Here is a 13,758-nt window from a genome sequence, read left to right on the forward strand (position 1 = left end):
GATATTCCGGGGCCGAAGGTGGAATGAAGCCCCTTGCGGCAACGGTTTGCAAGGGAATGAAAGGACATCCGTGACCGATACGGACCTGATCACGACACCCGCTTCCGCAGACTCCAGCCCCGAAGCGGGCAGTACCGCGCCCAAGACTCGCACCCGCACCGGTTTGTCCGGCATGGTGCTGAGTGAACTGCGCGCCCTGGCCGGGGAACTCGGAATCAAGGGGACTTCCGGGATGCGTAAGGGCGATCTGATCGCCGCAATCAAAGAACGTCAGGCGGGTGGCTCGCCGAAGGTCGTCGAGCAGGCGAAGGCGAGGTCCCCTCAGCAGATGACGATCGCCGGCGACGAGCCGGCGGCTCGTCCCACGCGCACCCGTTCGACCAAGAGCGCTGCGGCCGTCCGGTCCGATGCGTTGCCACCGGCGGCTACCGGCGACGTGGCCACCGCGGACGCCGGTGTCGCCCCGAAGCGGGGCGGTGAGCAGAAGTCCGCCGAGAGTGCCGTCGGAGAACAGAACGCGGGTGTTGCCACGCCCGCCGGCGAGCCTGCGGAGGAGCCGGCTCGGACCGAGCGCCGCGACAACCGCGCCGAGTCCGCCGACGGTGACGACGGGCAGGGCAACCAACGCAACCGGACCCGGAACCGCAACAACAACCAGAATCGCGACAATCGCGAGGGCGGCCAGAATCGCGACAATCGCGAGGGCGGCCAGAATCGCGACGGTGGCAACCAGGCAGGTGGCCAGGGTCAGGGCGGCCACGGCGGAAACAGCCGCGACAACAACCGTGACGATGACGAGCAGAACGGTCGTCGTCGAGGTCGTAGGTTCCGCGAGCGCCGTCGTGGGCGCGACCGCGAGAACACCTCGGGCGAGCCGCAGATCTCCGAGGACGATGTTGTCGCACCCGTCGCGGGCATTCTCGATGTCCTCGACAACTACGCATTCGTGCGTACTTCCGGCTATCTTGCCGGCCCCAACGACGTCTACGTGTCGATGAACCTGGTGCGCAAGAACGGATTGCGCCGCGGTGACGCGATCACCGGCGCGGTCAAGGTGCAGCGCGAGGGTGAGCAGTCCAATCAGCGCCAGAAGTTCAATCCGCTGGTGCGCCTGGACACGGTCAACGGCGCCGAGGTGGAAGCCGCGAAGAAGCGACCCGAATTCGGCAAGCTGACGCCGCTCTACCCGAACCAGCGACTGCGCCTGGAAACGACCCCGGACCGGTTGTCGACGCGCGTGATCGACCTGATCATGCCGATCGGCAAGGGGCAGCGCGCGCTGATCGTGTCGCCGCCCAAGGCGGGTAAGACCACGATCATCCAGAACATCGCGAACGCGATCACGACCAACAATCCCGAATGCCATCTCATGGTCGTGCTCGTCGACGAACGGCCCGAAGAGGTCACCGACATGCAGCGTTCGGTCAAGGGCGAGGTCATCGCCTCGACCTTCGACCGCCCGCCGTCAGATCACACGTCGGTCGCCGAACTCGCCATCGAACGCGCGAAGCGACTTGTCGAGGGCGGCAAGGACGTTGTGGTTCTTCTCGACTCGATCACCCGCCTCGGCCGCGCCTACAACAACGCCTCGCCGGCGTCGGGACGCATCCTTTCCGGTGGTGTGGACTCGACCGCGCTGTACCCGCCGAAGCGATTCCTCGGTGCGGCGCGCAACATCGAGAACGGTGGCTCGCTGACGATCATCGCCTCGGCACTCGTCGAGACGGGCTCCACCGGTGACACCGTGATCTTCGAGGAGTTCAAGGGCACCGGCAATGCCGAGCTGAAACTCGATCGCAAGATCGCCGACCGACGGGTGTTCCCCGCGGTCGACGTCAACCAGTCGAGCACGCGTAAGGACGAGCTGCTGATGTCGCCTGAAGAGTTCGGGATCGTCTACAAGCTGCGTCGTGTGCTGAGCGGGCTGGACTCACAGCAGGCCATCGATCTGCTGATCAGCCAGCTCAAGAAGACCAAGACCAACATCGAGTTCCTGATGCAGGTGCAGACCAACGCACCGGGGGCGATGAAGGACGATTGACCCACGCTGCGGCGGCTCCGGTGGCCGCCGCGGCACGGGAATGTTCGCGCAGGGCGGCCTGTTGTAGTGCCTGTACGGATCAGTTCCCGCATGTCATGGCCGCTGTTCGGCGATTTCTGTCGGACGCGGTGAGCGTGGCATACTGATCGGTCGAGTCCGGTTCCGGTTCACACCGACGATCCACGTCGGTGACCCGGCGACCATGAGAAAGGGACACCAAGATGAAGCAGGGAATCCATCCCGATTACCACGCGACCACCGTCGTGTGCGGTTGCGGCAATACTTTTGAGACCCGCAGCACCGCCGAGAACGGTCGCATCAACGTTGAGGTCTGCTCGCAGTGCCACCCGTTCTACACTGGTAAGCAGAAGATCCTCGATACCGGCGGACGCGTCGCACGGTTCGAGGCTCGCTACGGCAAGCGCAAGAAGGCAGACACCGCCAAGTAGGCCCGCCGACGACGCCCGCCCGGTCCACCGACCGGCCGGGCGTCGTCTGTTTTTGTGCGCCACTATCGCCGACTACACCGATAAGCCCGTGTTCGCGCCGCGCCGCGATGCAGGACGAAGAACGAGGAGCGTAGCGACGACGTGATGAGGACGAAGAGCGGTGCAGGTGGGCGTGAACACTCGCGCGGACGGAGTCCGCGCCAAGAGTAGAGTGTTCGCGCCGCGCCGCGATGCAGGACGAAGAACGAGGAGCGTAGCGACGACGTGATGAGGACGAAGAGCGGTGCAGGTGGGCGTGAACACTCGCGCGGACGGAGTCCGCGCCAAGCGTAGGGTGTTCGCGCCGCGCCGCGATGCAGGACGAAGAACGAGGAGCGTAGCGACGACGTGATGAGGACGAAGAGCGGTGCGTGAAGGCGCAGATACCCGCGCGGACGGAGTCCGCGCCAACAGTTCAAGCATCGACGATGTCCTCGCCGAGTATGCCGGCTTGGAGCAGCAGCTCGCGGATCCGTCGTTGCATGATGATCCCTCGACGGCCCGACGGGTCGGTAAGCGTTTTGCCGAGCTTGCGCCGATCATGTCGACTTACCGCAGGTTGCAGGTGACTCGTGACGATCTTTCGGCGGCCCGTGAGCTGGCTGCCGATGATGCGGCGTTTGCCGAGGAGATCCCGGGTCTCGAGGAGACGGCCGCCCAGCTCGATGCGACGTTGACCGATCTGCTTGCGCCGCGTGATCCCCACGATGGCGACGATGTGGTGTTGGAGATCAAATCCGGTGCGGGCGGCGAGGAGTCGGCATTGTTCGCGTCGGATCTGGCACGGATGTACGCGAAGTACTGCGAGCGCCACGGATGGAAGGCCGACGTTCTCGGTGTCACCGAGTCCGATCTGGGTGGCTATAAGGAAGCGACGCTGTCGATCCGGGCGCGCGAGGCCTCGCGCGATGGGGTGTGGTCGCGGTTGAAGTTCGAGGGTGGTGTGCACCGGGTGCAGCGTGTGCCGGTCACCGAGTCGCAGGGCCGCATCCACACGTCGGCGGCGGGCGTGCTCATCTATCCCGAGCCTGAGGAGACCGAACAGGTCCAGATCGACGAGTCGGATTTGCGTATCGACGTCTACCGCTCGTCGGGCAAGGGTGGCCAGGGCGTCAACACGACCGATTCGGCGGTGCGCCTCACGCATCTGCCCACCGGCATCGTCGTCACGTGTCAGAACGAGCGGTCGCAGTTGCAGAACAAGGCGCGTGCCATGCAGGTGCTCGCCGCGCGGCTGCAGTCGGCGGCCGAGGAGCAGGCGCAGGCGGCGGCCGCGCAGGGCCGGGCCGCGCAGGTCCGCACCGTTGATCGCTCGGAGCGGATCCGTACCTATAACTTCCCGGAGAACCGAATCACCGATCACCGCATCGGTTTCAAGGCCAACAACCTCGATGCCGTGCTCGACGGGGAGATGGATGCGTTGCTCGACGCGCTGGTCGCCGCGGATCGTCGGACCCGCCTCGAGGCGCAGTGAGCCGAGCGGTCCGGGTCGCGATCGATGATGCCTCGGCGATGCTCGCGGCTTCGGGTGTGGATTCGCCGCGGGCCGACGCCGAGTGGCTGCTCGCTCACGTCCTGGGAGTGTCACGGGGGCGTCTGCTGGTGGCCGACGACCTCGATGATGTGACCGCGCACGAGTTCGACGAGCTCGTCGGCGCTCGTGCCCGTCGGGTTCCGTTGCAGCATCTCACCGGCTCGGCGTCGTTCGGCCCGGTGGATCTGTTGGTCGGGCCGGGGGTGTTCGTGCCTCGCCCGGAGACCGAGCTTCTCTACGAATGGGCGGTCGGGCAAGCGCGGGCGGCGATCGGTGCCGGGGCGTTCGGCGGACCGGGGGAGACCCTCACGATCGTGGACCTGTGCAGCGGCAGTGGGGCGCTCGCCATCGCGCTGGCGGTCGCGGTGCCGTCGGCCCGGCTTCATGCGGTGGAGAAGTCGGACGAGGCGGCGAAGTGGTTGTGCCGCAATGTTGAACGGGCTGGTCTGCGCGATCGCGTTGGAATTCATGTGGGCGATGCGACGGATTCGCGCGCGGTGTTGTCGTTTTTGGACGGCCCGGTCGAGTTGGTGGTGAGCAACCCCCCATACGTCCCGCGGAACGCCGCCGTGTCGCGCGAGGTGCTCGCCGATCCCGAGATGGCGGTCTTCGGGGGTGACGACGGTATGTCGGTGATCACGCCGATGGTGGAGGTGATCGCGCAGATCTTGTGTCCAGGGGGTCAGGTCGGTATCGAACATGACGACTCCACTTCCGGATCGGTGGTCGGGGCGGTGGCGGCGACCGGCGCCTTTGCCGGGGCGGAGGTGCATCGAGATCTCGTGGGACGGCCGCGGTTCGTCACCGCGCGACGGCGCGCCGGATGGGCCTCGGAGAGTAGTGCGCCGGGCGCCGATGATGCGCGTGCGAGGATGGATCGGTGAGCTCACTTTTCGACTGCACAGAACCCGACCAGCGAGCCACCGGGATTCGCGCGGCGGTCGGCGCTGCCAAGGCCGGTCGGCTGATTGTCATGCCCACTGACACGTTGTACGGAATAGGTTGCGACGCATTCGATTCCGCTGCGGTCACCGAGCTGTTGGCGGCCAAGGGACGTGGCCGCGACATGCCGGTGCCGGTGCTGGTCGGCTCCTGGCACACCGTCGACGGCCTCGTACTCGGTGTCGGCTCCCAGACGCGCGCGCTCGTGGAGGCCTTCTGGCCGGGCGGGTTGTCGCTGGTGGTTCAGCAGGCGCCGTCGCTGGCCTGGGACCTCGGCGACACCGAGGGGACCGTGATGCTGCGCATGCCGCTGCATCCGGTCGCCATCGAGATTCTGCGCGAGGTCGGCCCGATGGCCGTGTCGAGCGCCAACGTCTCGGGCCAACCGCCGTCGACCACCGCGGAGCAGGCCCGCGCTCAGCTCGGCGACTCCGTGTCGGTGTACCTCGATGGCGGCACATCGGCGAAGGCTCAGCCGTCGACGATCGTGGATCTGACCGGGCGCGCGCCGCGCATATTGCGGGAAGGAGCGGTCAGCGTCGAGGACATCGCCGAGGTTCTCGATGTCGGGCCGGCCGATCTGGTACAGCGGTGATCCACGCCGGCATCGACGGCGACCCGATCGATGCGGAGCTCGGTGCGTTGGTCGACCGCGAAACCCGGCGTCGCGCAGAGACATTGCAGTTGGTGGCCGGCGAAACGATCGCGAGCCCGGCGGTGCGCCGCATCCTTGCGACATCACTGAGTGACACCTACGCCGAAGGTTATCCGGGTGCCAGGTATCAGGGTGGATGCGAGGTCGTCGACGAGATCGAAGAGCTTGCCATCGCCCGGGCGACGAAGTTGTTCGGTGCCGAATACGTCAACGTGCAGCCGGTGTCGGGAACCGCGGCGGCCTCCGCGGTGTACGCCGCATTCGCCCAGCCCGGCGACCCGGTGTTGTCGCTGCGCCTGGATCACGGGGGCCATCAGACCCACGGCTCCCGGGCGAACTTCTCCGGTCGCTGGTTCAACCCGATTCGGTATTCGGTGTCGGAATCGGATGAGCTGATCGACTACGACCAGATTCGTGATCTCGCACTGCTTCATCGGCCACGGTTGTTGATCGCGGGCTCGGCGATGTATTCGCGACTGATCGACTTCCCCGCACTCCGGGCGATCGCCGACGAGGCGGACTGCATCCTCTGGGTCGACGCCGCCTACCTCGGCGGACTCGTCGCCGGCGGATCGGCCCCGAATCCGGTCCCATACGCCGATGTGGTGACACTGGTCACGCACAAGGTGTTGCGGGGGCCGCGGGGCGGTGTGCTGCTCGGCGCGGGTGTCCACGGTCCGGCGCTGCAGAAGGCGGTGTTCCCCTTCACCCAGGGAGCCCCGGCGATGAACGTCATCGCCGCAAAGGCAGCAGCGTTCGCCGAGGCCGCGTCGGGGGAGTTCGCCGTGCACGTGGGTGCGGTGGTGGCCAACGCGCGGGCGCTGTGCGCCGCGCTGACCGAGCGCGGGCTGCGCATCGTCAGTGGTGGTACGGACACCAATCTCGCGGTGGTCGACGTGTCCGCGTCGGGCCTCAGTGGCGTCGAGGCGCAGCGACGCCTGCACGAGGCGGGCATCGTGGTCGACAAGGCGGTACTCCCGTTCGATCCACGTCCGGCGACCGAGGGCTCGGCCATCCGCATCGGCACGCCGATCGCCACCCTTGCCGGCGGCGACGTGGACACGATGGGGCAGATCGCCGAATGGATGGTCGAGGCACTGTCCGACCCGGCCGAACACGCACGGATCCGTGCCTCGATCGCCGAGTTGCTCGCCGGGTAGCCTGATCGGGTGCCCGATCCCCTCGTAGTTCACCGTGCCCTGGCCATGAGTGACGCGGCCATGAGTGACGCGGCCATGAGTGACGCGGCCATGAGTGACGCGGCCATGGATGATGTGGCGCCGGATGATGTGGCGGCGAGTCGTACACGATGAGTGTGGTCGATCCCGGCATGGGGCAGGCGTTCTCGTTGCTGGCCGCGGGCGAGGTCAGCGGCGGTGCGGGTGTGCCCTTCCGTGAGTTGCTGCTCGTCGGACTCAGTGCCGCCGCCGTCACGTACCTGCTCACGTCGGCGGTGCGGGTGATCGCGATCAAGGTCGGCGCGGTCGCGGTGCCCCGTGCACGCGACGTCCATCTGATCCCCACCCCGCGGATGGGCGGTCTGGGTATGTTCGCCGGCATCGTCGCCGCGGTCGCTCTTGCGGCAAACCTGCCGGCTCTCAACCGGGGATTTGCCTACACCAACGACATCGGGGCAGTGATCTCGGCAGGTGCGGTGATCGTGATCGTCGGCGTCATCGACGATCGGTGGGGGCTCGACGCGCTGACCAAGTTCGTCGGTCAGCTCACCGCAGCCGGGGTGATGGTGATCATGGGGGTGAGCTGGTTGCAGATCCCGGTGCCGTTCGGTGACATCGGGACGATCGTCTTGGATCCCTTTCAATCCGGCCTGCTGACCGTGGTCATCACCGTGGCGACGATCAACGCCATCAACTTCATCGACGGTCTCGACGGTCTCGCCGCCGGCCTGGGATTCATCGCGGCATCGGCGATCTGCTTGTTCTCGCTGGGACTGCTGCGCGACCGGGGCGGAGATGTCAGTTACTACCCGCCCGCACTCATCTCGGTGGTGCTCGCCGGCGCATGTCTGGGATTCCTGCCGCACAATTTCTCGCCGGCGCGAATCTTCATGGGCGATTCCGGGGCGATGCTCATCGGACTGATGCTTGCGGCCGCGTCGACCAGCGCGTCGGGCCGTATCGCGGTCAACGCCTATGGCTCGGCCGACGTCTTCACACTGTTGCTTCCACTGATCCTGGTGGCGGCGATCGTATTCGTGCCGATGCTCGACATGCTGATGGCCATCATCCGGCGGACGCGGGCCGGGGTCGGGTTCTACACACCCGACAAGATGCATCTGCATCATCGATTACTCGAGCTCGGCCATTCACAGCGACGAGTCGCGATCATCATCTACCTGTGGGTGGCGATCCTGGCGTTCTCGGCGGCCGCGAGCACGTTGTTCCCGATATCTGTGGTCGCCCCGGCATTCGCGGGCGGCCTCGTCCTGGCGATGTTGGCGACCATGGCGCCGCGACTGTCGCGGCGCATTGCCCAGATGCGGACGGCTCACGCGGGACCGGTGGTCCGCGCTCCGCGGCAATGACTGTCCACCGGCGACCACTGTTCCACAGGGCCGGGTAATCCGGAGGTAAAGACCATGTACTATTGCCGGTAGTAGTTCGGTGGCGCTCGTTTCGGCGCCGCGGACAACGGATCGGCCCGTCGGGCCGGTCTACCCAGCTGCTCCGATGCGGTCGCCCCCTGGTGGGGCGGTCACAGGGGCTTGGTAGGGTCTCAACAACGCGGAGCGTACGCGCGGTGGCTCTCGGCTGCCATCAGCTACGCTCGATGCCGTCTGCCGTCCCCACGGCGGGGTTCGAAGGAGAGGTGAGGAGAGGCGATGACGACATCTGCCCCCGATTCGGCTCCCGTCTATTACCCGACCGCACCCACCGGTCTGGTTCGCCCCGGGATCATTGCCGGCGCCTTCACGATGATCGTGGCGGGCGTGTCGATCTATGTGGGACATTTTCTCTTCGCGATCTTCTTCGCGGTGGGGGTCGTGGCTGTGCTGCTCAACGCGAAGATGGTCACCATGGCCGTCTCGCGAGTCGCCGCCGAGTCCGATCCCCGCAAAAAGCTGTTGGCCGTCAATTCCGCGCTGCGGCTCGGTGTGATCACCGCGCTGGCCCTGGCCGCAGCCATTCTGGTCCGGCCCGAGGGGCTGGGCGTGATGTTCGGACTCGCTTTGGGCCAGGTGGTTCTGGTACTCAACACGGTGATTCCGGTGATGAAAGGACTTCGTAAGCAGTTATGACCGCACCGTCTGACGCGCTGTACCTGGCCGAGGCCAAGATCGAGGTCGGCCACCACCAAGAGGTGGAGTGGCTGGGCATGACCTGGAATATGGACACGATCATCTCCGCCGCGATCGCCGCGGTCATCGTGATCGCGCTCGCATTCTTCGTCAAGGCCAGGATGACCTCGCGCCGGCCCAACACCGTGCAGCTGTACTTCGAGGTCATCACAGTCCAGATGCGCAACCAGATCGAGAGCGCGATCGGGATGAAGATCGCGCCGTTCGTGCTGCCGCTGGCGGTGACACTGTTCACCTACATTTTGATCGTCAACTGGTTCTCGGTGCTGCCGGTGCAATACGCGACCGGCAGCGGAGCGACGCACGAGTTGATCGGGCCGGCATCCGGTGACGCCAACTTCACCTACGCGCTCGCGATCCTTGTGTTCGTCTGGTACCACGCAGCCGGTATGCGCCGGCGCGGACCGTTGCGTCACCTCGGCAAGCTGGTCAAGGGACACGCCGCAGGCCTGGCCCCGATCAACATCATCGAGGAGATCGCAAAGCCGCTGTCGCTGTCTCTCCGACTTTTCGGCAACCTGTTTGCCGGTGGCGTCATGGTCGCCCTGATCGCGTTGTTCCCCGCCTACATCCTGTGGGCACCGAACGCGATCTGGAAAGCCTTCGACATGTTCATCGGACTCATCCAGGCATTCATCTTCGCACTGCTGACAATCCTCTACTTCAGTCAGGCGATGGAGGACGAGAAGCACTAGCACCACCGGCCGGTGCGCACGAGAGGTAAGCGCCGGCCACCCGAAACCCATCCCCCTATATAGACAAGGTCGGCCCGGCCGACCGGACCCACAGACCTGGCAACCAAGAGTGCCAGTTCCACCCGAAAGGAAAGATCTCAATGGATCCGAATCTGGTTAGCATGGGCGCGTTGATCGGCGGCGGCCTCATCATGGGCGGCGGCGCGATCGGTGCCGGCATCGGTGACGGTATCGCCGGCTCGCAGCTCATCGCCGGTATCGCCCGGCAGCCGGAGGCCCAGGGACGTCTGTTCACACCGTTCTTCATCACCGTCGGTCTGGTCGAGGCGGCGTACTTCATCAACCTCGCCTTCATGGCGCTGTTCGTGTTCGCCAACCCCGCTCAGACCTACGGCGCATCCTGAGCCGAAGCGTCGTCCGTACAGCTGCAGTAGTTCGAAATCCCGATAGGGGACATCCAAAATGATGAGTCTCGCCGCAGAAGAAGCCGGGGAGAAGACGTCCAACTTCCTCATCCCGAACGGCACGCTGATCGCGTGCCTGCTGATCTTCGTCGTCGTCCTGATCGTCATCCGCGCGTTCGTCGTCCCGCCGATCCTGAAGGTGCTCGACGAACGCGACGCGCGGGTGGCCAAGACGGTCGAGGACAACAAGGCGGCGGCGGCGAGCTTCGAGGACGCCGACCGGGAGTACGCAGCGCGGCTGAAGGATGCCCGTGGCGATGCCACCGGTATCCGTGACGAGGCCCGCGCCCGTGGCAACGAGCAGGTGTCGGCGGCCAAGCACAAGGCCACCGAAGAGGCCGATGCCGCGCTCGCGAAGATCTCGGCGGATCTCAAGGTCGAGGCCGACACGGCGGTCACCACTGCCAAGCGGGATGTGAGCCGGCTGTCGGAGGCGCTGGCCGGTCGTGTCCTGGGAACCGATGTGGCCGCAGCCGGTGCTGGGGCCCAGCAGACAGAGACGGTGAAGTAACAGTGGACGTTTTCATCGGACAACTCGTCGGCTTTGCGGTCATCGTCGCGGTCTTCATCAAATGGGTCCTGCCCCCGCTGCGCAAGGCGGTGCTCGCCCAGAAGGACGCGATCAGTCAGCAGATGGTCGACAGCGACGAGGCGAAGGCGCGGGCGCAGGACGCCCAGGCGGCCCACGACCGCGCCATCGAGCGGGCCAAGACCGAGGCACAGGAACTGCACGACGGTGCGCTCGACGACGCGAGGTCGATCGAGCAGGATCTCACGACCCTTGCTGATTCCGAGGTACGTCGGATCAGCGAGCACGGCAAATCCCAAGCCGAACTGGCTCGGACCGGCCTGGTGCGGCAACTTCGCGCCGAACTCGGACTGAGCGCGGTCGACGGAGCGGGCGAGATCGTGCGCAAACACCTCTCGTCGGCCGACAATCAGAAGGCGGCGATCGATCGGGCGATCGGTGAGCTCGACGGAATGTCGTCTGGTGGACAGCCGGATTCGGCGGTGCCGGCGAGTTCGGATCTGATCGGGCTGCACTCGATGCACGCCACCAGCCGGGACGCTGCGCGCGCCGTGGGCGCCGAATTCGAATCGGCCGGCGGAGCGCTCGACGGAAGGTCGCTGACGGCCGCGTCGGAAGACCTCGCATCGGTTATCAGGTTCCTCCTCGACAATCCGGTACTCCGCAAACGGTTGACGGAGGACGAAGACAACCCGGCGGCCAAGAAGCAGCTGGTGCACAACCTGTTCGATGGCAAGGTGGCCCCCATCGTGGTCGACACCGTCGCCTCGGCGGCGGCGCAGCGTTGGTCGCAGAGCACCGACTTCTTGGCGGCGCTACGGCGTCAGAACGCGGTGCTGGTCCTTGCGGCCGCCGAGCGTGACGGCACCCTCGAGGAGACCGAGGACGAGCTGTTCCGCGTGGGCCGGTTGCTGGACGGGAGCCCTGAACTGGCGTCACTGCTGGCCGACTTCCAGCGTCCGGTGCAGGGCCGTATCGACTTGCTGCGCTCGCTCATCGGTGAGCAGGTAGGCGAGCACACCTGGTACCTGCTGTCGCATACCGTCGCACTGCTGCACGGTCAGCCGTCGGAGGCTGCCGTCGCGCGCCTGGCCGAGCTCGCTGCCGCACGACGCGGTGAGACGGTCGCGCACGTGATCTCGGCGGTCGAACTGACCGAGTCGCAGCGCACGCGCCTGGCCGCGGTGCTGGGAAATATCTACCACCGCACGATCTCGGTGCAGACCGAAGTCGACGAGTCGATCATCGGTGGCCTGCGCATCGGCGTGGGCGACGAGGTGATCGAGGCCGATATCGCCACCCGACTGGCGAAGGCGGCCGAGACACTACCGCGTTGAACCAGTTGCCGCGCGGAACCCGCAGACCGGCGACCACCGATATCGACTCACCACCCACCACGAACCACTGCACGGACTGAGCAAGGAAGACGAGAACCCATGGCGGAGTTGACGATCTCAGCAGACGAGATTAAGGGAGCGATCGAGCAGTACGTCTCGTCGTTCGACGCCGAAGCCTCGCGCGACGAGGTCGGCATCATCACCGATACCGCGGACGGCATCGCCCACGTCAGCGGATTGCCGAGCGCGATGGCCAACGAACTGCTGCAGTTCCCCGGCGGCGTGCTGGGTGTGGCGTTGAACCTCGACGAGGATGAGATCGGTGCGGTCATCCTCGGTGACTATGAGACCTTGGAAGAGGGCCAGCAGGTCAGCCGCTCGGGCGAGGTCCTCTCGGTCCCGGTCGGCGACAAGTTCCTCGGCCGCGTGGTCGATCCGCTGGGCGCGCCCATCGACGGCCTCGGCGACATCGAGGCGGAGGACCAGCGCGTACTGGAGCTGCAGGCGGCCTCGGTGCTGGAACGCCAGCCCGTCGAGGAGTCGTTGGCCACCGGGATCAAGGCCATCGACGCCATGACCGCGATCGGCCGCGGGCAGCGGCAGCTCATCATCGGCGACCGCAAGACCGGCAAGACGGCGGTCTGTGTGGACGCCATCCTGAACCAGAAGGCCAACTGGGAATCGGGTGACCCCGACAAGCAGGTTCGCTGCATTTACGTGGCGGTCGGTCAGAAGGGTTCGACGATCGCCGGCGTCAAGACGGCGCTCGAAGAGGCGGGCGCGATGGAGTACACCACCATCGTCGCCGCCCCCGCGTCGGACTCGGCCGGCTTCAAGTGGCTGGCTCCCTACACCGGCTCGGCAATCGGTCAGCACTGGATGTACCAGGGCAAGCACGTCCTGATCGTGTTCGACGACCTCACCAAGCAGGCCGAGGCCTACCGCGCGATCTCGCTGCTGCTGCGCCGCCCGCCGGGCCGCGAGGCATACCCCGGCGACGTCTTCTACCTGCACTCGCGGCTGCTGGAGCGTTGCGCCAAGCTCTCCGACGAGATGGGCGCCGGCTCCATGACCGGGCTGCCGATCATCGAGACCAAGGCCAACGACGTGTCGGCGTTCATCCCGACCAACGTCATCTCGATCACCGACGGACAGGTCTTCCTCGAGTCCGACCTGTTCAACAAGGGTGTCCGCCCGGCGATCAACGTCGGTACCTCGGTCTCTCGCGTCGGTGGTGCCGCTCAGACCAAGGGTCTGAAGAAGGTGTCCGGTTCGCTGCGTCTGGAGCTGGCACAGTTCCGCGAGCTCGAGGCGTTCTCGGCGTTCGCCTCTGACCTGGACGACGCATCCAAGGCGCAGCTCGAGCGTGGTGCGCGCTGGGTGGAGATGCTGAAGCAGGATCAGTACAGCCCGTATTCGGTCGAGGACGAGATTGTCTCGATCTACCTGTGCGGCGAGGGCCACTACGACTCGGTGCCGGTCGACGACGTCCGCAACTTCGAGACCCAGCTGCTCGGCCATCTGCATCACAACGCCAAGGGCGTGTACGACTCGATCGCCGGTGGCAAGGTGCTCGGCGACGATCAGGCCGAGGCGCTGGTCGCCGAGACCAACAAGTTCAAGAAGAGCTACCTCACCCACGACGGCCGGCGCGTGGTCAATGAGGCCGAGGCGGCCCCGATGGATTCCGAGGACGTCGCGCACGAAGAGATCAAGATCCGCAAGTGATGATCGCCGACGCTCGTACGGACTCC

The 13,758-nt window shown here is 66.0% G+C and carries 13 protein-coding genes; all 13 read left to right on the plus strand.

The genetic code is table 11. The annotated features are described in order from the left end of the window. Positions 1 to 70 precede the first annotated feature (70 nt). The 13 genes from rho (at position 71) to atpA (ending at position 13,732) form a co-directional block, all read left to right on the plus strand. Entirely contained in the window at positions 71 to 2,041 is a 1,971-nt protein-coding gene (rho, locus tag ACLQ3C_RS13270; RefSeq protein ID WP_425705532.1) for a transcription termination factor Rho, read from the plus strand. A 221-nt stretch (positions 2,042 to 2,262) separates the two neighbouring features. Beyond that, on the plus strand, positions 2,263 to 2,490 hold the full coding sequence (gene rpmE / locus ACLQ3C_RS13275; protein WP_425705533.1) for a 50S ribosomal protein L31: 228 nt from the start codon (positions 2,263 to 2,265) through the stop codon (positions 2,488 to 2,490). A 406-nt stretch (positions 2,491 to 2,896) separates the two neighbouring features. Then, the gene (gene prfA / locus ACLQ3C_RS13280; protein ID WP_425705534.1) at positions 2,897 to 4,003 is read left to right on the plus strand and encodes a peptide chain release factor 1; all 1,107 of its coding nucleotides are present in this window, start codon (positions 2,897 to 2,899) and stop codon (positions 4,001 to 4,003) included. Further along, positions 4,000 to 4,947 carry a peptide chain release factor N(5)-glutamine methyltransferase gene (gene prmC, locus ACLQ3C_RS13285; RefSeq protein ID WP_425705535.1) on the plus strand — a complete coding sequence of 316 codons (948 nt, stop codon included), beginning with the start codon at positions 4,000 to 4,002 and terminating at the stop codon, positions 4,945 to 4,947. The genes prfA and prmC overlap by 4 nt, the downstream gene beginning before the upstream one ends. Beyond that, positions 4,944 to 5,600, plus strand: a complete 657-nt coding sequence (locus ACLQ3C_RS13290; protein WP_425705536.1) for an L-threonylcarbamoyladenylate synthase — start codon at positions 4,944 to 4,946, stop codon at positions 5,598 to 5,600. The genes prmC and ACLQ3C_RS13290 overlap by 4 nt, the downstream gene beginning before the upstream one ends. Beyond that, entirely contained in the window at positions 5,597 to 6,820 is a 1,224-nt protein-coding gene (glyA, locus tag ACLQ3C_RS13295) for a serine hydroxymethyltransferase (protein WP_425705537.1), read from the plus strand. The genes ACLQ3C_RS13290 and glyA overlap by 4 nt, the downstream gene beginning before the upstream one ends. Before the next feature lie 149 nt (positions 6,821 to 6,969). Then, positions 6,970 to 8,205 carry an MraY family glycosyltransferase gene (locus ACLQ3C_RS13300; RefSeq protein WP_425705538.1) on the plus strand — a complete coding sequence of 412 codons (1,236 nt, stop codon included), beginning with the start codon at positions 6,970 to 6,972 and terminating at the stop codon, positions 8,203 to 8,205. A gap of 297 nt (positions 8,206 to 8,502) precedes the next feature. Further along, entirely contained in the window at positions 8,503 to 8,919 is a 417-nt protein-coding gene (locus tag ACLQ3C_RS13305; protein ID WP_425705539.1) for a hypothetical protein, read from the plus strand. After that, positions 8,916 to 9,674, plus strand: coding sequence for a F0F1 ATP synthase subunit A (gene atpB, locus ACLQ3C_RS13310; RefSeq protein ID WP_425705540.1), 759 nt, complete (start codon positions 8,916 to 8,918; stop codon positions 9,672 to 9,674). The genes ACLQ3C_RS13305 and atpB overlap by 4 nt, the downstream gene beginning before the upstream one ends. Before the next feature lie 140 nt (positions 9,675 to 9,814). Next, on the plus strand, positions 9,815 to 10,078 hold the full coding sequence (locus tag ACLQ3C_RS13315) for a F0F1 ATP synthase subunit C (RefSeq protein ID WP_006368525.1): 264 nt from the start codon (positions 9,815 to 9,817) through the stop codon (positions 10,076 to 10,078). 58 nt (positions 10,079 to 10,136) lie between these two features. Further along, positions 10,137 to 10,649: a F0F1 ATP synthase subunit B gene (locus ACLQ3C_RS13320; protein ID WP_425705541.1), complete on the plus strand. Its 513-nt coding sequence runs from the start codon at positions 10,137 to 10,139 to the stop codon at positions 10,647 to 10,649. Positions 10,650 to 10,651: 2 nt separating this feature from the next. Beyond that, positions 10,652 to 12,004: a F0F1 ATP synthase subunit B/delta gene (locus ACLQ3C_RS13325; protein ID WP_425705542.1), complete on the plus strand. Its 1,353-nt coding sequence runs from the start codon at positions 10,652 to 10,654 to the stop codon at positions 12,002 to 12,004. Between the two features lie 99 nt (positions 12,005 to 12,103). Next, positions 12,104 to 13,732 (plus strand): F0F1 ATP synthase subunit alpha, encoded by a 1,629-nt coding sequence (gene atpA / locus ACLQ3C_RS13330; RefSeq protein WP_425705543.1) that lies wholly within the window; start codon positions 12,104 to 12,106, stop codon positions 13,730 to 13,732. Positions 13,733 to 13,758: the final 26 nt, after the last annotated feature.

Origin of the sequence: Gordonia sp. DT30 (genome assembly GCF_049844915.1) — a bacterium.
Classification (GTDB): Bacteria; Actinomycetota; Actinomycetes; order Mycobacteriales; family Mycobacteriaceae; genus Gordonia.